Genomic DNA, 22,521 nt, shown 5'->3' on the forward strand with positions numbered 1-22,521 from the left:
CTAAAAGGTTCTTTTAGCTTCTTTATGAAACTCCTGAAATAAGATTAATAGACTCATTGTAGAAGAAATCAGATCTTTGATCTCTAATAATAAGCCAAAATATAATTTAGAGTTCTTTGGGCTGGTTTCTGATGTTCTAATTCTATTGATCTGTTTTTGGATAAGATCTGACACATGATCCATTAAAAATTGTTTTTCTGAGATCACCTTATCAATATTATGGAAGCTGTGCGTATCAAAGATAAGTTTGATATCATCAAACAATCCTTGTGTTTTCTCATCAATACCCTTAAGATCTCTAATTTGATTAAATTTTAGATTCTTATGATTGTTATGTACATGATTATAACTATTTCTGGTTATAAACCCAATAGACTGCACCATGTCCTGCAAATGATCTAAAATTAGGATATAGAATTTACTGGCTTCCACAGAATCGTCATCTAAAGATTTAATAAAGTAGAAAATATTGCCTTTAAGTTCATCGATATCAGATTCTAATTTATCTATTTGTTTACTTGTCTTTTTAAGCTTTCCAAGATCATGATATCCTAGATTATCTACTGTTTTAGTGAACATCTTATTAATACCTCCTATAACGCTAGATATATTTTCTGAAGTTTCTACTGTAATTTCATTTATGGTGATGATATCTCTTCTATTATATCTTTTCTGCTTTTTCTCTTCTTTCATTTTACGAGAATGAACTATAGCGCTTCTTACAATTAAGATCACTGCAATAAGAATTAGTCCCGCTATGGCGATAATACCTCCAAAGTAAATGATTGCCGCAAATAATGCTGCTCCAAAAAAGGCTATTAGTGCGGTTACAAACCAACCTCCAATAACATTAAGAACTCCAGCAACCCTATAAACGGCGCTATCTCTATCCCAGGCTCTATCTGAAAGCGATGTACCCATAGCAACCATAAAAGTTACATAAGTTGTGGATAGTGGTAGCTTTAGATTTGTTGCCATAGAAATAAGAATACTTGCTACTACCAAATTTACAGAGGCTCGCACAAGATCAAAAGATGGAGCATCCAATCGTTTAGCACGTTCATGATTGTCTGTCTTTTGAAATTTAGCATCTATCTTTTTAGATAATGTAACAGGAATAAGGCCTTCCACAAAATTGCTAATCCCAATGAAATATCTAACTATACCTCTAGAAATAATATTAGGCTCAAAACGTTCATCTCCTCCAGTTTGTCTTCCCAGGTTGATCTCTGTATCTGTAACCTTCATAGCTTTACTAGAAAACCATAAAGTGATTACCATTATAAGACCCGCAAAAACCAATAGAAATACAGGAGTTTGCACTTCCCCGGTTAAACCATCCATTAATAATTGGGAAGGTAGCACCCCGGTAGCCTGATAAGCTGTCTGCCAAATTTCGAATGATTGCCATGCAGCAATAGGAACTCCAATAAAATTTACAAGATCATTCCCTGCAAACGCTAGTGCCAATGCAAAAGTTCCCACAACAATAATCACTTTAAGAATATTGATGTTTAACAGCTTTATAGCCATTTGCGAGAGGGCGGTAAAGATCACAAAACTGGCTCCAACGATAATAAGGGTATTATCATTTACATAATCTAAAAATCCATCTGGCAATCCTGAAATACTTTTAAGGCCTTTTAATAAGATAAAATAAAGAATTGCAGAAAGTGAAACTCCTCCGAATACAGCACCTACGTATTTTAATTTCTTTTCATATTGAAAAGAAAAAACCATTCTAGAAAAATACTGAACCACAGCACCAACGGTGAATGCTATAACTACAGAAAGCAAGATCCCTGTAACAATCTCTGTTGCCTTAGTGGTATTAATATAACTAAAAAGCGTTCCATAATCTCCCGTGGTATGATAGATCTTTAGTAAAGAAATGCAAACAGCCGCCCCTAACAGTTCAAAAACAATGGAGACGGTTGTTGAGGTTGGCAGGCCTATAGAATTAAAGAAATCTAAGAGCAGGATGTCTGCTATCATCACAGCCATGAAGATGATCATGATCTCTTCAAAATAGAACTTACCGGGAACAAAAATTCCTTCACGAGCAACTTCCATTAAACCGCTAGAGAAAATGGCTCCTACTCCAACTCCCAAGCTAGCAACAATAAGTATGGTTCTTAAAGGCACCGCTTTAGACCCTATAGCAGAATTCAGGAAATTTACAGCATCATTGCTCACTCCTACCACAAGATCTGTGATAGCTAATGCAAACAAACCAACAAGCATTACAATATAAACGTCTTCCATATAGGACAATTTCTAACTAGCAAATGTGCTAAATTTTTAATCAACAAAACCATTTACAAGGTTATCAAAACTTTAAGAAGATTTCATTTAACAAAGCTTTGTAAAAATTATGTTTTAATAATTGTAATTTCAATTAAAATTAATAGTTATTAACCAATTAAACCAAAAAACATGTCAGTTATCAAAGTTATTGAAGTAATGGCCAGTTCTACTAAAGGATGGGAAGATGCAGCTCAAAACGCTGTTAAACATGCCTCCAAAACAGTAAAGAACATTAAATCTGTATATGTAAGAGATCAGACTGCAACTGTTTCTGGAGAAAATATCACCGAGTATAGAGTTAACCTGAAGATCTCTTTTGAGATAAGCTAGTTCCATTTATAAAAGTTTATACGCTCCCAATTGGGGGCGTTTTTTATTTATTTAAACCTTCAACTTATGTCTACCCATCCATATACCAATTCCCTAATTAATGAAACTAGCCCTTATCTCTTACAGCATGCGCACAATCCTGTTAATTGGTTTCCGTGGAAAGATGAGATCTTAGACAAGGCTAAGTCTGAGGAAAAATTGATAATTATTAGCGTTGGTTATGCGGCATGCCACTGGTGCCATGTAATGGAACATGAAAGCTTTGAAGATGAAGCGGTTGGTGATGTTATGAACGAAAATTACATCAGTATAAAGGTAGATAGAGAAGAAAGACCTGATGTAGACCAGGCGTATATGAATGCAGTGCAACTTATGACGGGTAGTGGAGGCTGGCCTATGAATATTATTGCACTCCCAGATGGCAGACCAGTTTGGGGAGGTACCTATTTCAAAAAAGAACAATGGATGAGTGTCCTCAAACAGATCTCAGACCTCTATAAAAAAGAGGCTGAGCAATTATTTGAATATGCAGATAAATTAGAAAAAGGCTTACATCAACTGCAAATTATTCCCCCACCTCAAGAAGAACAAAATTTAAAAAAAGAAGATTTCACTGCTGTTCTAAATACCTTCAAACGCAATTTCGATCATAGAGACGGTGGGATGAGCCAGGTTCCAAAATTTGTAATTCCTTCAAACTTCCAATTTCTTTTGAGGTATGCTTTTCAGAATGAAGACCAAGGTTTAAAAGATTTTGTATTTAAAAGTCTGGATAAAATATCCTACGGAGGGATTTTCGATCATATTGAAGGAGGATTTTCGAGATATTCTGTAGATGAACGCTGGCACATTCCTCATTTTGAAAAGATGCTTTATGATAATGCACAAATGGTAAGTTTGTACAGTGAGGCGTATAAAGTAACTAAAAATAAGTGGTACAAAGAAGTTGTGTTGCAAACTTTAGGATTTATAAAAAATGAACTTACTTCTCCTGAAGGTGGCTTTTATTCTTCTCTGGATGCCGATAGTTTGAACGCTGAAGGAAAGTTGATTGAAGGCGCTTATTATAGCTGGACCAAAACAGAATTAAAGCAAGTATTACAAGATGATTTTGAACTCTTTTCTATGTATTACAACATAAATCCCACAGGTAAATGGGAAAAAGATCTATATGTTCCAATAAGAACACTTTCTAACAAACAGCTATTCAAAGAGCAAAATCTAACTTTAGAAGAACTGGAAATTAAGAAAAAGGGCTGGATCGATATCTTAAGAGAACGGCGCACCTTCAGAAGCAAACCCAGATTAGATAATAAACAACTTACTTCATGGAATGCTCTTATGATTTCAGGTTATGTCTCAGCATATAAAGCTTTCAGCATAGCAGAGCATCTTGAAATTGCTAAAACCAATGCGTCATTTATTCTTGAAAATCTACAAAAGAAAGATGGTGGCCTTTATCATTCTTATAAAGATGGGGCTAGTAATATAAATGGGTTCTTAGAAGATTATGCATTTACAATAGAAGCATTTATACATATTTATGAAGTTACTCTAGAAGAAACATGGCTAGACAAGGCATCTCAATTATCAGAATATTGTATAGCTAAATTTTATTCTGAAGAACGATCGGCATTCTATTTTACATCTATAGATGATAGAGCTCTTATTACTAGAAATGTAGATCTTAATGATAATGTAATGCCCGCTGCTAATTCTGTAATGGCAAAAAATCTACATCAACTTTCGAAGTATTTTGATAATTCTAGCTATTTCAACATAGCAAAAAAAATGCTTTTGAATATGAATCATCAACTTGAAGAATACCCCCAAGGCTATTCCAATTGGCTAGATCTAAAAATGGATCTCACTTATAATTTTTATGAGGTTGTAATTACCGGGAAAAAGGCGCTTAGCAATTTAAAAGAATTGAACACTCACTATTTAGCAAACATTTTAATTGATGGAACATTAAAAGACAATTCAGATAGGCCACTCTTAAAGGACCGTTACAAATCTAATGAGGATCTATTTTATGTTTGTGAGAATAGTGCTTGCAAGCTACCTGTAAGGTCTATGAAGGCATGCCTGGAACATTTTAACAAAAATTAAACATCAAAAATTCTAATTTCTTTCCTAAAAAAGCTCAATTTGCAAAAAAGATACTATGGATAAATTAAATGACTGGGAAGCATACGCAAAAGATTATACTGAAAAGTTTATAGATTATTTACCGACACTCATTGGTGCATTAGCCATTTTGTTAATTGGGTGGTGGGTTATTAAATTAGTAGTAAGTTATACGAGAAAACTCTTTAATAAGACCGATTACGACCAAAATCTTGAAAATTTTGTTCTAAACTTATTGAGCTGGACTTTAAAGATTCTTTTATTCATAGTAGTAGTTACTCAATTAGGTATCGAGACAACTTCTCTAGTTGCTGTAGTTGGTGCGGCGGGATTAGCAGTGGGTCTGGCATTGCAGGGATCATTGTCTAATTTTGCAGGTGGTGTTCTAATAATAGTTTTAAAACCTTTTAGAATTGGAGACTGGATAGAAGCTCAGGGAGTTTCTGGTACGGTTAAAGAAACCACTTTGTTCTACACTAAGCTAAATACTTTTGGTAATCAACTAGCAGTTATACCAAACGGCCAATTAACTAATGATAATATCATTAATTATACTGTAGAAGGTAAAAGAAAAGATGCCATTACTATTGGGATTTCTTATGATAGTGATATAAAACAGGCCAAAGATATTCTTCTGAATTTAATGCAAGAGCAAAAAGAGATCTTCACAGATCCTGCTCCACAAGTTGTAGTTACAGAGCTTGCAGATAGCGCTGTAAATCTTTCTGCTAGATTTTGGGCAAATAACGAAGACTTCTGGAATTGCCACTGGTATACAATAGAAGAAGCAAAAACAAGACTAGAAGGTGCAGGTATTGGAATTCCATTCCCACAAAGAGATATTCATTTCTTTGATCATTCTAAAGAAAATAAATCTGAATAAGATTAACCTGCCATAAAATCTTTAAGATAATAAGGTTCAAAATAAGCGACATCTTCATGGTCGCTTATTTTGTTTTTAGCCGAAGCTATAGCAACCATTTCTTTTGCTGAAGGCATTTTATTATCGATAAATAGTGCATTTTCATGCTGGCAGATCGCTTTGAACTTATCTACTCCACTACCAATAAAATAAACTTTCCCTTTTTCTAAATATTCAGAATAGGAAGTGTCATCTAAGATCTTAGCAGAGGTGTCTTCCAGTTGTTTTCCCGAAGCGTCGAAAACGGCAGTGTAAACTTCCATTCTACGAGCATCTAACATGGGAATCACAAATTCTCCTTTTGTTTCTAAGGTATTTACCTGATAAGCTAAAGCAGTTAAGGTAGGTACAGAAATAAGCGGAATGCTCAAAGAAAAGCACAGTCCTTTAGCGGCAGAAACACCAATTCTCAATCCTGTATAAGAACCCGGACCTTTACTAATGGCAATTGCATCCAAATTGGAAAGTTCCAGGTTATTATCTTTTAAAATATCATTTATAAAGAGATGCAATCTTTCGGCATGAGAATAGCCTTGATCGTAATCTTCTTTTACAGCTACAACTTTTCCATTTACTCCAAGAGCAACAGAGCAGTTGGTAGATGCGGTTTCAATACAAAGTATATTAGACAAAATTTGTGCTTTTATTCGGCAGGTTTCGCATCGTTAGCTACTGATACCTCATCACCATTATCCAAACCTTTGGTAACAGTGTTATAAGGTCCTGTAATAATAGTTTCTCCGTCTTTTAAACCAGAGATAATTTCAATATTTCGATCGTCCTGTATGCCTGTTTTTACAACACGCAATTTAGCTCGATTTCCATCCTTAACAAAGACAGTTTCAAATTTTTCATCAGTAGATACTGTAGGCTTATTTACTGTTCTTTTAGAAGAAGTATCACTCTTAATAACAATTGCACTAATAGGGATTCCTATAACCTTATCTTTTCTTCGTGTAATAATATCTACAGTTGCCGTCATTCCAGGTCTAAAAGGAGAATAGTTCTCAGATTTTCCTTCTAAAAGATCCTGATACGAAGATTCTAAAATTCTTACTTTAACCTTAAAATTAGTAACCTGATCTGCTGTTAAACCTTCAATTGCAGAGTTTGATATTTCAGTAACTATTCCTTTAAATTCTCTTTTTAAATAGGCATCTACCTCTACCACGGTAGAATCTCCTACAGAAACTTTAACAATATCGTTTTCATTTACATCAACCTCAACCTCCATATTAGCCAGATTCGCCACTCTCATGATCTCTGTTCCTGCCATTTGTTGAGTACCTACTACTCTTTCTCCTAGTTCTACATCTAATTTAGATATTGTTCCTCGCATTGGAGCATAAATTGTAGTTCTTGCCAAGTTATCTGTAGCCTCAGTAACACTTGCAGAAGCACTTTGCATGCTGTAGTAAGCTGCATTTTTAGAAGCCTGAGCTACTTCATAAGATGCTACGATCTTATCCCACTCTGCTTTAGAGATCACCCCTTTTTCAAATAATTTCATATTTCTTTCAAAATTAGATGTGGCTTCTTTTAAACTAGCTTCAGATTGGGCATATCCAGCTTTTACGTTGGATAATCCTGCGCGAGATCTTTGCAAACTAGATTGATAGATGTCAGGGTTTATTCTAACTAATAAATCTCCCTTTTCTACCATCTGTCCTTCCATAATTGGTAGATCTATGATCTCTCCAGATACTTCTGAAGAAAGTTTAACTTCTACTTCCGGCTGAATCTTTCCGGTAGCAGAAACCGTTTCAATAATACTTAGAGGTTCAATCTTGGTGATCTCAACCTCTTTTAAATTAGCGTTAGAACCAAACCAACCTGCTTTCTTTCCAACAATTAATAAAGCAATAAGTACAACGGCTATTACACCAATGATAAGAAGTGTTTTTTTCTTCATGTTTTTAAAATTTTAGATCGGTTACCGGAATTCCGAAGTATAACTCGATCACTTTCAATTTAAATATATAATCGTATTTAGTTCTAATTACTTGTGTCTGCGCATTCTCTAATCTAGATTTAGATTGACTGTAATCAAATGCATTTGTTAATCCAACTTCATACCTTTCTGTAGCATAATCGTTAGCTTGTTGTTGAGCCTCTAAAGCTATCTTAGCAGCTTCCAGAGCCTTAGCAGCACCTTTTGCATCTACATAAGCCTGATAAACATTTGCCTCTAGATCTAATTCTGCCTGATCTAACTGAAATTCTGCACGTTTTACATTAATTTCGCTTCTCTTAACCTGATTTCTGGTAGCAAAACCATTAAAAATAGGAACACTTAATTGTAAACCATAGGAAGTTCCATCATTTTGATACAACTGCGTAGTGAAGTTTCTATTAAATGGAGAGTCATTATCAGAATATCTGGTATTGTAGTTGTAGAAAGCATTTAGCGTAGGATAGTAAGCTCCTCTTGCAATTTGAACATTTTTTACTGCTATCGCTTTATTCTCTTCTGCGATCTTGATCTCAAAACGTTCCTTCTTAGCCTGAGCAATTAATTCTTCAGCAGAATTAGAAAGAATATCTTCTGTAATAACATCATAACCCTCATCTGCTATATCAAAATTCTCATAATCTTTAATAAGTAAAATCTGAGCTAAGCTTATAAGTGAGATCCTAATATTATTTTCTGCAACTATAATACGTTGTTGCTCATCTGCATTGGTAGCTTTAATCTCCATAAGATCTCCCTTTGGAAGAGATCCAGCTTCTACCAATTGTCCGGTTCTGTCTAATTGATCTGAAGTAACCTGATTTTGTGATCTTAGCACCTCCAGATTTTGCTTATTGAACAATACGTCTAAATAGGCATTAGCAACAAAAAGCGCGATGTTGTCTTTCATTAATTCCAACGAATACTCATTAGAAAGTTGAGTTAACTTTGAACGCTGATATTGTCTTAGATTTCTAAGTCCGTCAAAAAGCGTAACCGCAGCTGTTGCTCCTCCAGAGAAAGAGGTAAACCTTGTATTTTCAAACCTGTTATTGGTTGGATTAATACTCAAACCTCCGTTACTAGATAAACTTGCCTGACCGTTTAAAGAAGGTAGAAAGTTTCCAATAGCATCACTTCTATTGATTTTTGCTTCTTCTACATCTAAAGCAGATTGTTTAATAGAGATATTATTTTCTAATGCGTATGCAACACATTCCTGTAAAGTCCATTTTTTCTCCTGTGCCTGAATCGAAAAACCGAAACCCAGAATAAAAAGTAATAAGCTTAATTTCTTCATAGTTATGATTGTGAATGATAAGTCTAACAAAATTATGAGATGTTACAAATTCTAGTTACTAGTTTGCAGAAAAGTCTTGAGCGGGTTTGAGTTGATTCCAAACCTTGATCTTATCATCTTTAGTAAGACCTTCCAGAACCTGCACATAAATACCATCACTTACTCCCAGCTTAATATCTTTTCTTACAAAGTCCTGATCCCCCTTTTCCAACTCTACAAAAGCCTGTTGTGTCTTAGGATCAAATTGAACTAAAGCTTCTTTTATTGCAAGAGCATCTACCGCTTTATCTAAGATAATAGATGCGTTTGCACTAAGCCCAGCTCTTATAAATGTTGTATCTGCTTTATTTAAGGTCCCTTTTATATTGAACTGGATTGCACCATTCTCACTCACTCCTTTTGGAGCAATATAATCTAGTACTGCATCAAAGGTTTTATTTTCTATAGCTCCAACGGTAATTTCTAAAGGAAGATCTTCTTTTATTTTTCCTACTTCACTCTCATCAACCTTCCCATCAAAGATCATAAGATTTACATCTGCAAGGGTTGCCAGAGTAGTACCATCATTAAAGTTATTACTCTCAATTACTTGATTCCCTGTTTTTACAGGAACATCGAGCACCATACCGTCTATGGTAGATCTTATAAGTGTATTTGCAGCACTTCCAAGACCGCTGGTGGTACCGGTTCTAACTATTTCAAAGTTCTGTTGTGCAGATTTGTAGTTTTGTTGTGCTCTTTTATAAGTTACATCTGCACTTTCAAAATCGTTGGCAGATATTACGCCTTTATCAAACAAAGATTTTTGACGATCATAAGATTTCTTCTCGTTATCTACATTAATCCTGGCAGTAGCAACTGCATCCTTAGCAGATTGCAAAGAAGAGACATTAGGGATTACTCTAATTTTAGCAATTAGATCTCCAGATTTAATTCTATCTCCGGCTTCAATATAGATCTCATCTATAATTCCAGAAATATTCGGTTTTATTAAGATCTCTTCTCTAGGAACGATACTTCCAGTAGCAACCGTTTTCTTAACGATTGTTTGCATAGAAGGGCTCTCTGTTTCATAAACTATTGGATCTTCCTGATTCTTTTGGTACAGATAATACAAAGCTCCCACAAAAGTGACTGCTATAAGTAATAGGATGATGATGGTGACTATCTTTTTCATTTCTTGATTGGTTAGTTTTTGAATTTATTCTGTTCTTAAAGCATCTACTGGATGGATCTTTATGGCATTTTGAGCAGGTATTAAACCTGCCAGTAAACCTGATATTATTAATATAGTAAGCGCTGTAAATACCACTCTTAGATCTACACTAGGATTTAGAAACATCATTTCTGAAGTATCCATGCCAGATAACTGTGCATTTACCAAAGCTATTACTCCGGTAGCTAAAGCAATTCCCGCCATTCCAGAAATAATAGTAAGGAATATAGACTCCATTAAAATCTGCCCTCTAATTGCCCATGGAGTTGCCCCCAACGCTCTACGTATTCCAATTTCATTGGTACGTTCTTTAACTACTATGAGCATTATGTTGCTTATTCCAATAATTCCTGATAATAACACAAGTATACCTACAAAATACGCCACTGCTTTTAGCGCTATAAAAAGACCATTTACTTTGCTGAATTCCTGAAAAAGATCAAAATTCCCCACCGCTCTATCATCATCCGGGTGAATGTTATGTCTTTCTTTAATTACATCTATAATTTGAGATTTTACACTGGTAATGGAGGTTCCATCTAATGCTGTTATAGCCATCCAACCTACTCGATCTCCCATATTAAAAGCCTGAGAAAATGCGGTGAATGGAACATAGATCTGTTTTTGTCCTTCTTCTGCGTTTCCATTATTGTTACCTTTTTTCTTATAAGTACCAATTACCATAAAATTCACTCCTTGAATCTTGATATAACTTCCTATAACTTCCTCATTAGCTTCATACATCTCCCTTTTAACTCCTTCGCCTATAACCGCTACTTTTCTATTATCTTTAATATCTGACTGATTTACAAAACGCCCTGAGGTAATATCCATAGGTTCTTGCTGAATAACTTCCGGATAATCTCCATACACGTTGTAAGCCCCCGTTTTTAAGCCTCTAACAACATTGTTATTTCCTCCAAAACCTCCTAATTGATTTCTAGGTGATACAAATCTAAGATCTGGAACATTTTGCCATATGGCTTCCACATCTCCTGTCTTAAAATTATAATTTCTTCCCTTTGGTAATCCTTTATACGGTTTGGATGGTGTTTGCGTCCACATGAACATTGTATTGGTAGCTATTCCACCAAAACCCTGTTTCACCCCATTTTCTAACCCCTTCCCTGCCGCTAAAAGAATAACAAGGATAAATATTCCCCAAAGCACACCAAAGGCTGTTAGCAAGGTTCTAAACCAATTTGCTGTTAGCGCTTCTAAAATTTCGTTCCAGTTATCTCTACTAAACATATTATTCGTCTCTTAAGGCAACTATAGGTTTAATCTTGGCAGCACGCCATGCCGGAAAGAATCCTGCTATGGCTCCTGCTATTATCAAAATGAATACCGTGGTAATAGCCACCTGAAAATCTACAGATGGATTGGTAATATATTGCGTCTCTATCATTGGCCCGGCTAGCTCTAGAAGACCTAAACTAAAAATGAGACCTGTAAATCCGGCAATTGTTGTAACAAAAATAGATTCATGAAGCACCATAACAATTATAGACAAGGGTTCTGCTCCCAATGCTTTTCTTACCCCAATTTCTCGGGTTCGTTCTTTTACAATAATAAGCATGATATTGCTTACCCCAACAATACCGGCAACAATAGTACAAATACCTACTCCCCAGAAGAAGTATTTTATCATATCCATAAGGTCATAGAACCTTTTAGCATTCTCTAAAGAATTTTGGATGGTAATTGCACTATCATCATCTGGAGCTACAGTATGCTTTTCTTTTAAATGAGATTCTAATTCTTCTGAAAATTTTTGAGAAGAAGCTAAAGCAGCTTCAAAATTCTCTTCCGGCTTAAGCGTAAAGGAGAGAAAATTTAACTCGTTCTTACCTCCAAAAACTCTGTTGGCTGTAGATAAAGGCAAAAATACTCTAGCTTCTTCTCTTTCGCCTCCCGGATCTGTATATACTCCAACTACCTTAAAGTTAATACCGGAAACCTCAATGAATTTTCCAATTGGATCTTCCCCATCTTTAAATAGATCTGTTTTAACCTTATTCCCAACAACTACCACTTTTTCATAGCCTTCCTGATCAGTATAGTTCAAAAATCTTCCACTTACCATAGAAGCATTTTCCAGAAATTGATAATCTGGCCATACTCCTTCAACTCTATAAGTACCAGCTTCTTTTTTATAATTTACAATCCCGCCCCAAATTCTATAGATGGAAGATTTATACTCTAGCTCATCCTGATATTTGTTAACCGCATAATCATAATCATCATTTTTCATTCTAATCATCCTTCCTGGGTTAAGACCCTTGTACTCTTTAGAAGTAACACCAGTAAAAACAAATAAAATATTAGTAGCATCATTCTGAAACTCTCGTGAGATCCCGTTGCTCATTCCTTGACCAATACCTAAAAGAATCACCAATATAAATATCCCCGAAGCTACCGAAAGCCCGGTTAGAAACGTTCGCAATTTATTTTTGCTTATCGTTTCAAAGATCTCCTGCCATCTTTCAAGATCAAACATTACTTAAAGCTCTTACCTGATTAACCTTTGTATCATCTATAATTAAACCATCTTTCAGGTTTACTATTCGCTTGGTCATTTGAGCAATATCATGCTCATGCGTAACTATAAGTATCGTACGCCCTTCATCATTTATTCCCTGAATAAGATCCATTACCTCATAAGAAGTTTTGGTATCTAATGCACCTGTAGGCTCATCGGCTAATAATACTTTAGGATTGGAAGCTAAAGCTCTGGCTATAGCCACTCTTTGTTTTTGCCCTCCAGAAAGTTCATTAGGCAAGTGCCCGGACCATTTTGCGAGACCAACTTTTTCCAGATACCCCATTGCAATATCTATGCGCTCTCCTCTACCCACACCTTGATAGTATAAGGGAAGAGCCACATTATCTAGTGCACTTTTGTAATTTATAAGGTTGAAAGATTGAAAAATAAATCCGAGGAACTTATTTCGGTATCTGGCTGCTATCTTCTCATTCAAATTTTTGATCAATAAACCATCTAGCGTATAGGTGCCAGAATCTGCTTCATCCAGCATTCCTAATATATTAAGTAGTGTAGATTTTCCTGAACCTGAAGAACCCATGATAGAAACAAGCTCACCTTCTGCTACATTAAAGTTTATCCCCTTCAAAACATGAAGAGAATTAGAACCCATCTTATAAGATTTGTGCAAGTCTTTAATTTCAATCATAACAGCCTAATATTAAATATATTCTGAATACTTAAGTATACAAAACTCTATTCATAAGACCACTAAGATTTGGTTATGTTACAAACCTAGATGTTAGGAAAATGTTAATTTTAACTGAATATTAAGATTCTTCAGTTGATTTACCCTTTTTGTATAGGCGATAAATAAAGAATCCGATACCACCAATAAGGATATAAGGAAAGACCATTAAGTATAATATACCATCGTTAATACCTTCCGCAGTAGATTGCGATCCTTCACTTTCTAATACCGCTCTACACATAGCACACTGAGCTTCTGCCATTATAGGGAAGAGGCACAAAACGACTAAAAGAAAAATGATCTTAAATTTCATATGCTATCAAAAATAATTAAACTTCAAGTTACGCATTTAGGCTCAAATCTAATAATAAGGAAACATAAATACATAGACCAAAACCCCCGTAACCGCCACATATAACCATATTGGGAACGTCCATCTGGCTATTTTTACATGTTTGTCATATTGCCCGGTTAATCCTCTATACATCGTAAATAATACTAATGGAACAATTATAGCTGAAAGTACAATATGGGTAATTAAGATAAAAAAGTACAAGTACTTAACAAAACCTTCTCCACCATAAGGAACAGGAGCATTACTTATCTTAGAGATAACATAACTAATTAGAAAAACACTGGACAATGCAAAAGCAGTGATCATAAAATTGCGATGCCATTTGTATTCTTTAATAGACATACAATAATAACCAGCTATTAGTAACAATGCGGTACTACCATTTAAAACTGCGTGGAACAGCGGAAAAGTTCCTGCTTGAACTCCAAGAAAATTATACCTTTCTGGTAAATAAATTAAGATAAGCACCAGTACCGGCACCACTATAGAAAGGGTAATAATTGTAGGAACTGCAATTTTATCTATTTTAGTTGAAGCCATTCTTTATTTCAATAATGTTTTAATGTCTGCTATTAGCTCCTCTATCTCTGCCTTTTCTTCACCTTCAGTTATAGAATTTTCAGGATCTATAGAGCCTCTGTAATAGATGATAGGATTTCCATACTGATCGTTTCTAGATCTAATAAAACCTTCCTGATCTATTAGGGCAAATAATCCTGAATGAGCAAAACCTCCCGGAACAGTTTGATCTTTATCTGCAAATATTCCAAAACCAGAATTTGCAACTTTGTAGATCTCTTCTCTATCTCCAGTTAAAAAATTCCAGTTTTTATTAGAAATACCGTGACCTTCTTTGTACTCTTTTAATACCTCTGGAGTATCGTGCTCAGGATCTATAGTAAAGGAGGCAATTCCAAAATCATCATTCCCTTTAAATTCCTTTTGAACATTAATTAAATTAGCATTCATTATAGGACAAATTGACGGGCAGGTACTAAAGAAAAATTCTACAACATACACCTTTCCAAGGTAGTCCTCATTAGAAATAGTATCTCCATCCTGATTTATGAATTGAAAGTCTGGCACACGTTTATTCTTACCATACTGCTCTATATAGCCTACTTCAGAATTATCACCATTGGCGCGCTTTACATTTAACCTATCGGTTTCCACAATATCATCACTACCAATTCTATCAACGATCTTTGGAATAAAGATAATTCCAAAAATCAAAATGATTAATGATATTCCTATATAAGATGAGTTCTTCTTATTCACTTTCGAGTTTTTTATATTTTTTAAGTGCTAACCTATATTCTGCCAAAAGAACTTTTACATCATCATTCATTTTGTTATTTAATTCTGAAACCGATCTAGAATCATAACCATATAAAAGATCACTATCCTCATCTTCATCTCTACCTCTTAGGTTTCTATCTTTATCTATTAAAAACACATAAGGTGTTTGAAGATTTTCATCTAATTGCAGATTGGTCTTAAAACTGTTAAAGACACTCATTACTAAAGCCGGAGGAGCATATACAAACTTCCAGTGTTGTGAATTTGTAATTCCTTCAAATTCTTGCACAAAAGAGTTTACATCTCCTTTAGCACTCTCTGGAAGAACTACTACAAATTGAAAATCTTGAAAACCGTAAAATTTTTGAAGTATCTTCTGGTCTAGATTGAAAGTATTACCTTTTAAAGATTCAGGATCATTACCAAAGAAGGCAACTACACTAATCTTATCCTGAAAGCTAACTAAGGAATCTGATCTAAACTCCAGGTTTGAAATGTCTTCTACCTGTTCTGTTAAGATAGGAAGTTTCGCAAAGTGATTAATGCCAGAAGCAAAGAAAAGATAAGCTACTATAGGCAGTAAGAATAAAACACCAAGTATGAGAAACTTCTTCATTTAAAAGCCTTTATTAGGGGGTACAAAAATAAAAAGACGATTATAAATAATCGTCTTTTCTTGTGTTTTTAACTTTTAGAAGTCCCAGGCAACATAACCATGCTTATAGACCTCGTAAATATAGTCTCCTTCTGTTAGTAAGATAAACATTAGGTAACTTATTAAGAATACTGCGGTCCAAACTACAGATCTTCTAAGACCTTTAGACTCGCCTTCCAAGTGCATAAATGCCCAGGCAATATAATATGCTTTATAAATTGTAAGAAGAATAAAGATCCAGTTAAGCAATTTCATTGCTAGAAAGTGAGTTTCAATAAGAAACGCTGGTCTTATAATTCCTAAGATTACTTCAACAATAGTTACTACAGAAAGAATAGCGAAAACCATCCATATTCTTTTTGCATTAGATTCGTGATGTGTATGTGTAGTATCGTGTGCCATTTTCTAAAATATCTAAATTATACCAGGTAAAAGAAAGTAAATACAAATACCCAAACTAAATCTACAAAGTGCCAGTAAAGCCCAACTTTTTCTACCATTTCGTAACTTCCTCTGCGCTCATAAGTACCTAAGATCACATTAAAGAATATAATAATATTCAAAATAACCCCAGAGAATACGTGGAAACCGTGAAATCCTGTAATAAAGAAAAAGAAGTCTGCAAATAATGGCGGACCATATTCATTGTGTGTTAGGTTTGCACCTTCTACAACTCCAATAGCTTCATTATTAAATTTAGCCAAAGATTCCTCTCTGTTTAATATGATCTTGTGACCATCTTCACCAGTTATCTGCGTCTTAATCAATAGATCCGGATTAGCAACAAATCCTGCTTTCACCTGTTCTAAAGAATAATCTGTTACTGTTTCATTTGAATTGAACCATACCTCTGAACTTCTACCAATAGCAGTTCTTTCAGATGGTATAGATGCAGCGATATCTTCTAAAGCTACTCTTTCTCCTTCCGCATTAACAAATTGTAGAACATTCCCACCTTTGGTAGTAACTGCTCCATATTCACCCTGTATGAAATTTGCCCATTCCCAAGCTTGAGAACCAACAAATATAAGCCCACCAATAATGGTAAGGAACATATAAAGTGTTACTTTACTTTTGTCTAATCTATGACCTGCATCTACCCCTAGCACCATCGTTACCGATGAAAATATCAGGATAAAAGTCATAAACGCCACATAATACATTGGTGCATCTACACCGTGTAAAAATGGAAAGTGATTAAATACCTGGTCGGCAATTGGCCAGGATTCGATAAATTTGAATCGGGAAAATCCGTAAGCCGCTAAGAATCCAGAAAATGTAAGTGCATCGGAAACGATGAAGAACCACATCATCATTTTACCGTAACTGGCTTTTAAAGGCTCATTCCCACCACCCCAGGTTTTACCTTCGGTGCCTGTTCTAATAACAGTAGCTTCCATATGGAGAAATTGATTTTAAATGATGCGCAAAAATACGCAAATTAATTATCTAAAGAAATATAAAAATACAAACAGGTAAACCCAAAGGATATCTAAAAAGTGCCAAAACGTGGCACCTAGCTCTATTCCAAGCATTTGCCCCGGATAGTAACGTTGTTTAAAATGGTTATAAATTACAACCAAAAGCACTATGATACCTGCCGCTAAATGCGCAAGGTGAGCTAAAACCACTACATAAATAAACGAAGTAGTAATAGTGCTTTCACTACCGGTAAAATAATACCCTGCAGCTATGATCTCCGAAAAACTTTGAAATTGAAGAATTATAAAAATAACAGCCAGCACCAAAGTTGCGGTTAAGAACATAGTTCCTCCGCTTCTATTGCCTTCTCCAATCTTCTTTTTAGCCATTATAAAAGTTAAACTACTTATCATTATAGTTAACGTACTCCAGTAAAGACTTGCAGGCAATACAAAATCTCCAACCCAATCTGGTCTATTCTTACTAACTACATAAGCACTGGTAAGCCCGGCAAACATCATTACCATGCTAATAATCCCAAACCAAAGCATCATTTTCTTTGCTCTGCCTATTTTATGATCTACGGTTCCCTGTGTTAAATCCATTGTCTTATAAATTTATCTAAAACGTATACAATTTGCAGTAGTGTGATGTAAGACACACTAGCAAACATTAATTTCTTTGCCGAGGCAACATCTCTTTTCTTATAAAGATTGAACGCATAGTAAAGCATTCCTAATCCTAATACTAATATAATAGCTCCAGAGACCGGAGTTAAATATAACCTTCCAGTAACTCCAAATACAGGAATTAAAGAAACAGCTATGGTCCATATAGTATAAAGAATTACCTGAATTGCAGTTCCTTTATCCCGCTTACCGGTTGGCAGCATAAAGAATCCTCCTTTTTTATAATCATCAAATAACCACCAACCAATAGCCCAAAAGTGAGGGAACTGCCAGAAGAATTGAATCATAAAAAGCGTACCCGGCTCTATACTAAATTCGTTAGTGGCAGCCACCCATCCCAACATGAATGGAATTGCTCCAGGAAATGCTCCCACAAATACAGAAAGTGGTGTTCTTGTTTTCAACGGCGTATAAACACTTACATAAAGAAAGATACTTATAGCACCAAACATTGCAGTCTTCGGGTTAATAATATAAAGCACTACCAAACCTAGAACAGTAAATGTGCTGGCAATAATAAAAGCTGTTGTGGTTGTCATTCTCCCAGAGGGAATAGGACGATTTTTAGTTCTATCCATCAAAGCATCAAGATCTCTCTCGATGATCTGGTTGTAAGCATTAGACGCTCCAACCATAAAATACCCTCCAATAGCTAGTAGTAGAACGGTAACAAAATCGATAACTTCAGCTCCTAGAAAATATCCTGCCACAGAAGAAAAAACCACACTTATTGCCAAACGCATTTTAGTGATTTCTTTAAAATCTGAAAGGATTGATACTGAAGGAGTATGTACGCTGGTATTACTCAAAAAAGCGATTTAAATATTGGCGCAAAGATACTCCTTCTTTATGTTTTTTCAAGGAGGTACAAACGTTAAATTTGAAAACTAGTTCTTAGTAGTCAAAATACCAATTAAAAATATCTGTTCTCACCCCAAAATTAAGCCATACGGTATTGTTATTAAAGGTGGTTGAAGTATTCTGAGAAGGATCAAAATCTCTATAGATAACATTTCCAAATATCTTTAAATTTGTTACCGGATTAATTATATAACCTCCTTCCAATTCAGAGTAGAGAGAAGTAGTAGTATTTCCCTGACCAATTTTTACCCCATATTCATAAGGACGTTGCTTTTCACTGGTGTAAATATCTCCTCCATATGCAACCGGCTCGAAAGTATTATTGAAGTCGAACCCGCGCTTACCTATAATAACTTTCGCACTTCCATAGATTCTATCTTTTCTATACCTAGCAATGGCTATAAATTCTCTAAAATTTGATCCCCATTGATGAGCCAAAGATTGATTATTATGTCCATAATTCAAAACTATAGAATTATGAGAATAGGTATAAGGCCTTACCTGATTGTATTCTGCCTGCAAATAAAGGTTCGGCACATTAAATGCATCAAAATATTTAATACCTAATTGATATCCTAACTTATTCTTCCAGCTTTGCTGTCCGCCAAAGATCTCTGAAGTAGAAAATTCATCTATAACCCACTGCCCATAAGCATTTATATTATTTGAAAATTTAAATTTTCCCGTAAGTCCGATAATAGCATTCCCTCCATTTTGACCTGTAGAGAACTCTATAGACCTATAAAAAATGACAGGATTTAGGTAAGCCACATCAAAACCTCTTCCATTATCATTTTGCCATATAACAGATTCAAACAAACCAATATTCAATCTTTTGGTAAGATTTAAACTCAGGTAATGGTTGGCCATATATTTTACTCTATAAGAACCTTCTCCGGAAACCTCTTCCCGAACATCCCTCAATGCCATCCATGTATTTGAATATTTAAGCTTCCAAAACGATGTATTTAATTTTAGATACGGATACGGACTAGCTCCATCGCTCATTAGTAAAGATCTATACCCATCTCCTATAAAATTATCTCCCTGCCCAAACTGAATTGAGAAGAATTCTGATGGCTTATAAGAGATATAACCTTCTGCTACGGGATAATCATATCCATCATCCATAAATTCTTTTGCTACTCCTCTCCCGGGAATTGTTGCAGGACCGCCACTATAAGGAGCTATACTCTCTGCATACCTGTTAAAATAATCTGCGAACCTACCTTGACTTTCATACACTACCGTGTAAAAATTAAAGTTCTTCCCTAGCCCACCTTGAAAAATTGCACCACGGGTATTGTTATAAGTATAATCTAGATCACTTTGAAAATCTTTTCCTACTTGAAGATCCAAAACTACATCTCCTGTAAACCAATAATTATCCCCTTGAAAAGTTACTAGGTGCTCATTCCATAATTTCCTACCAAACCAAGATTTTTTGTCTTTTAACATTACTTCTGTTTCAGCATCAATATCATAATTTACTGCTACTTCACTATATAAAAAAGGTTTAGAAGCTGTATGAGCATTATTCCCAACTGCATTCATGGCAGCATCAAATCTATTGTAGCGCTCATGAGAAAGTGGAACAAAGAGATTGCTGCTGGGAACCTCACTTTTAAAAGGCTTAGATTTAATTTTTGAGTAAGTGTCTAGAGACTTTTCCTCCTTACTATTTTCTAGAGATGTAGCAACCACGCTGCTAGACACCGAAGAAGTCCTTAGATTTTGATCTAACGGTATTCTTAATGGCATTCTAAACTGCACATACGTAGGTTCACTATTATAAGTAGCTGGCTTTATTGTAGGTAATTCAGCAAAAACTCTTTTTATCTCCTCTTTTAATTCTGAATATACCGCTTCAGTATACAACACTTTAAACTCCCCCTCTTGAGTTACTTCAAATAACACCATGATCTCCCCAGCGTAATTCTCTTCAGAAACTATTTCAGGAAGCACAAATTCTGAAAGGATCTTAGCTCGTAAAGAATTTTTAAAACATGATTCTTGAAGTTCAAAACTAGAATTTTCACATGATGTGAATTCTGGATAGGTTTCAAAATTAGAAAGGTCTTCCTGTGAGTAAGCAGAGATACAAATTAGGAGAAGGAGTAGACTTCCAATATATTTCATAATTAAAACGGCAGTTAATGGGGTAGTAACAGGCGAAAGATAACAAAATTTTTAATGAAGCATTAATTGGTATAAAACGAAAAATTCCCGAATCTAACAGATCCGGGAATTTATATATTTAAAAGTAATTTTTACTTAGTCTTGTACTTGGAATACAATAGGTAAAGAGTACATTACTCCTACCGGCTTACCACGTTGCTTACCTGGTTTCATCTTAGGCAATGCATTTATTACTCTAGCTGCTTCTTGTTCTAATCTTGGGTGTGGAGCTCTAGAACGAACTTCTGTAATATTACCGTTCTTATCTATTTTGAACTGAACGATAATTCTATTAACTCCGCTAAGACCTAACTGACTACCAAGATCTATATTAAATTTCTTATTAACGAAATCCTGAACTTTTTCACTCATACATTTCTTACGCTGATCGTTGTTGCTCAAATTTTCACAACCTGGGAAAATCGGCACATCTTCAATAACAGCAAAAGGAACATCTGCAATTTCTTCTTCTACAGGAGCTTCTACTACATCTACTACCTCAACAATTTCTTCCTGACTGGTTTCTGTAGATTGAATTTCAGTTTCTTCAACTTCTTTTTCATCTTCTACAACCTCAATGATTTCCGGCGCCGGTGGTGGTGGCGGTGGAGGTGGTGGAGTATTCAACAATTCTGTAATTGGTATTACTTCATCATCTAGATCTCCTAAATCGAGCTGTCCTGCATCTATATCACTTTTATCATATGTTTTCCATTCAATAGAAACATAAGTTATTGCTAGCACCAGGATAAGACCCAATTGTAGAAAGAGGACACTTCGTTTGGTTAAATCGGCTTTTGGATTTTTCTTGGGTTCCATAATTCGTTAATAATTAATAAGGGTTGCTAAAGTAAAATTTTTTTTCATAAAAATAAATTAATCTTCTGTTTTAAGTGATTAAAAGATTTTTTAAAAAATATAAAGATCAAAAATGCTATTAGAACTCCCAAGCTATTTGCTAGCATATCATACCAATCTGGTGTTCTATAACTAGTTAGAGTTCCTTGTAAAACCTCAATTAACATACCAAAGAGGATTACTAGCACCGCAATTTTTAAAAGATCGGCTTTATAGTTACGTTGTTGTGAATTTTTCATTACGTAATAAAAGAACCAAACGCAACCTAAGACTAGATAGGCAGAGGTATGCATCATTTTATCTGTAGGATTAAAGTCTCCCACAGAGATCTTTCCGAGTTTAATAAGTGAGAGGGTAGTTACCACACCGGTATACACCATCGCAATTATTAAAAATATTTTATCCGCCAATTAATTCTTTATAATCTGCTGCACTCAACAAAGAATCTACTTCGCTTTTATCAGTAAAGTTCATTTTAACCATCCATCCGTCTCCGTAAGGATCTGTATTCACCTTTTCTGGAGCATCTTCAAGGCTTTCGTTGAATTCTATGATCTCACCTGTAAGTGGTAAAAAAAGGTCTGATACGGTCTTAACTGCTTCCACAGTTCCAAAAACCTCTTCTTTCTCTAAACTATCACCAACTGTTTCAACTTCTACGTATACTATATCACCCAATTCTCCTTGAGCAAAATCTGTAACTCCAATAGTTGCAACATTACCTTCAATTTTCACCCATTCGTGATCTTTGGTATACTTTAATTCTTGCGGAATATTCATAAAATTTGTTTTATAAGATGACAAAGTTAATT

General features: G+C 34.9%; 23 protein-coding genes. 3 read left to right on the forward strand and 20 right to left on the reverse strand.

Annotation, left to right across the window (positions count from 1 at the left end):
• Positions 1-2,265 (reverse strand): inorganic phosphate transporter, encoded by a 2,265-nt coding sequence (locus BLT84_RS01820; RefSeq protein WP_034888564.1) that lies wholly within the window; start codon positions 2,263-2,265, stop codon positions 1-3.
• Positions 2,266-2,436: 171 nt separating this feature from the next.
• Between BLT84_RS01820 and BLT84_RS01825 the strand changes: the two genes are divergently transcribed.
• The 3 genes from BLT84_RS01825 (at position 2,437) to BLT84_RS01835 (ending at position 5,650) form a co-directional block, all read left to right on the forward strand.
• Complete coding sequence (locus tag BLT84_RS01825; RefSeq protein ID WP_034888562.1) at positions 2,437-2,637, forward strand: dodecin family protein; 201 nt, start codon at positions 2,437-2,439, stop codon at positions 2,635-2,637.
• Between the two features lie 66 nt (positions 2,638-2,703).
• Entirely contained in the window at positions 2,704-4,749 is a 2,046-nt protein-coding gene (locus BLT84_RS01830) for a thioredoxin domain-containing protein (protein ID WP_091262475.1), read from the forward strand.
• A gap of 55 nt (positions 4,750-4,804) precedes the next feature.
• A complete protein-coding gene (locus tag BLT84_RS01835) occupies positions 4,805-5,650 on the forward strand; it encodes a mechanosensitive ion channel family protein (protein WP_034888559.1) in 846 nt (281 codons plus the stop codon).
• A 2-nt stretch (positions 5,651-5,652) separates the two neighbouring features.
• Here BLT84_RS01835 and tsaB read toward each other — a convergent pair whose 3' ends face one another.
• From tsaB to gcvH, 19 genes are all read right to left on the reverse strand, one after another.
• Positions 5,653-6,321, reverse strand: coding sequence for a tRNA (adenosine(37)-N6)-threonylcarbamoyltransferase complex dimerization subunit type 1 TsaB (gene tsaB, locus BLT84_RS01840; RefSeq protein WP_091262477.1), 669 nt, complete (start codon positions 6,319-6,321; stop codon positions 5,653-5,655).
• An 11-nt stretch (positions 6,322-6,332) separates the two neighbouring features.
• Positions 6,333-7,601, reverse strand: a complete 1,269-nt coding sequence (locus tag BLT84_RS01845) for an efflux RND transporter periplasmic adaptor subunit (protein ID WP_091262479.1) — start codon at positions 7,599-7,601, stop codon at positions 6,333-6,335.
• 4 nt (positions 7,602-7,605) lie between these two features.
• The gene (locus BLT84_RS01850; protein WP_034888554.1) at positions 7,606-8,940 is read right to left on the reverse strand and encodes a TolC family protein; all 1,335 of its coding nucleotides are present in this window, start codon (positions 8,938-8,940) and stop codon (positions 7,606-7,608) included.
• A gap of 58 nt (positions 8,941-8,998) precedes the next feature.
• The gene (locus BLT84_RS01855) at positions 8,999-10,117 is read right to left on the reverse strand and encodes an efflux RND transporter periplasmic adaptor subunit (RefSeq protein WP_091262481.1); all 1,119 of its coding nucleotides are present in this window, start codon (positions 10,115-10,117) and stop codon (positions 8,999-9,001) included.
• A 24-nt stretch (positions 10,118-10,141) separates the two neighbouring features.
• Positions 10,142-11,407 (reverse strand): ABC transporter permease, encoded by a 1,266-nt coding sequence (locus BLT84_RS01860; RefSeq protein ID WP_091262483.1) that lies wholly within the window; start codon positions 11,405-11,407, stop codon positions 10,142-10,144.
• 1 nt (position 11,408) lies between these two features.
• Positions 11,409-12,656, reverse strand: coding sequence for an ABC transporter permease (locus tag BLT84_RS01865; RefSeq protein ID WP_091262485.1), 1,248 nt, complete (start codon positions 12,654-12,656; stop codon positions 11,409-11,411).
• Positions 12,649-13,350, reverse strand: a complete 702-nt coding sequence (locus BLT84_RS01870) for an ABC transporter ATP-binding protein (protein WP_034888546.1) — start codon at positions 13,348-13,350, stop codon at positions 12,649-12,651. The genes BLT84_RS01865 and BLT84_RS01870 overlap by 8 nt, the downstream gene beginning before the upstream one ends.
• Before the next feature lie 121 nt (positions 13,351-13,471).
• A complete protein-coding gene (locus tag BLT84_RS01875) occupies positions 13,472-13,654 on the reverse strand; it encodes a hypothetical protein (protein ID WP_410503551.1) in 183 nt (60 codons plus the stop codon).
• Positions 13,655-13,753: 99 nt separating this feature from the next.
• Entirely contained in the window at positions 13,754-14,287 is a 534-nt protein-coding gene (locus BLT84_RS01880; RefSeq protein ID WP_091262489.1) for a DUF420 domain-containing protein, read from the reverse strand.
• A gap of 3 nt (positions 14,288-14,290) precedes the next feature.
• Complete coding sequence (locus BLT84_RS01885) at positions 14,291-15,025, reverse strand: SCO family protein (protein ID WP_091262491.1); 735 nt, start codon at positions 15,023-15,025, stop codon at positions 14,291-14,293.
• The gene (locus BLT84_RS01890) at positions 15,018-15,662 is read right to left on the reverse strand and encodes a hypothetical protein (RefSeq protein WP_034888538.1); all 645 of its coding nucleotides are present in this window, start codon (positions 15,660-15,662) and stop codon (positions 15,018-15,020) included. The genes BLT84_RS01885 and BLT84_RS01890 overlap by 8 nt, the downstream gene beginning before the upstream one ends.
• Before the next feature lie 75 nt (positions 15,663-15,737).
• Positions 15,738-16,103, reverse strand: a complete 366-nt coding sequence (locus BLT84_RS01895) for a cytochrome C oxidase subunit IV family protein (protein ID WP_034888536.1) — start codon at positions 16,101-16,103, stop codon at positions 15,738-15,740.
• Between the two features lie 17 nt (positions 16,104-16,120).
• A complete protein-coding gene (locus BLT84_RS01900) occupies positions 16,121-17,101 on the reverse strand; it encodes a cytochrome c oxidase subunit 3 (protein WP_091262493.1) in 981 nt (326 codons plus the stop codon).
• Positions 17,102-17,146: 45 nt separating this feature from the next.
• Entirely contained in the window at positions 17,147-17,728 is a 582-nt protein-coding gene (locus BLT84_RS01905; protein WP_091262495.1) for a heme-copper oxidase subunit III, read from the reverse strand.
• Positions 17,719-18,621, reverse strand: a complete 903-nt coding sequence (gene cyoE, locus BLT84_RS01910; RefSeq protein WP_034888530.1) for a heme o synthase — start codon at positions 18,619-18,621, stop codon at positions 17,719-17,721. Before cyoE ends, BLT84_RS01905 begins: the two co-directional genes overlap by 10 nt.
• An 85-nt stretch (positions 18,622-18,706) precedes the next feature.
• Entirely contained in the window at positions 18,707-20,812 is a 2,106-nt protein-coding gene (locus BLT84_RS01915) for a gliding motility protein RemB (RefSeq protein WP_091262497.1), read from the reverse strand.
• Between the two features lie 135 nt (positions 20,813-20,947).
• Positions 20,948-21,670, reverse strand: coding sequence for an energy transducer TonB (locus BLT84_RS01920; protein WP_091262499.1), 723 nt, complete (start codon positions 21,668-21,670; stop codon positions 20,948-20,950).
• Positions 21,671-21,714: 44 nt separating this feature from the next.
• Complete coding sequence (locus BLT84_RS01925; RefSeq protein WP_231556162.1) at positions 21,715-22,119, reverse strand: VanZ family protein; 405 nt, start codon at positions 22,117-22,119, stop codon at positions 21,715-21,717.
• Entirely contained in the window at positions 22,109-22,489 is a 381-nt protein-coding gene (gene gcvH, locus BLT84_RS01930; RefSeq protein ID WP_091262501.1) for a glycine cleavage system protein GcvH, read from the reverse strand. Before gcvH ends, BLT84_RS01925 begins: the two co-directional genes overlap by 11 nt.
• Positions 22,490-22,521: the final 32 nt, after the last annotated feature.

It is taken from the genome of Gillisia sp. Hel1_33_143 (assembly GCF_900104765.1).
GTDB lineage: Bacteria > Bacteroidota > Bacteroidia > Flavobacteriales > Flavobacteriaceae > Gillisia.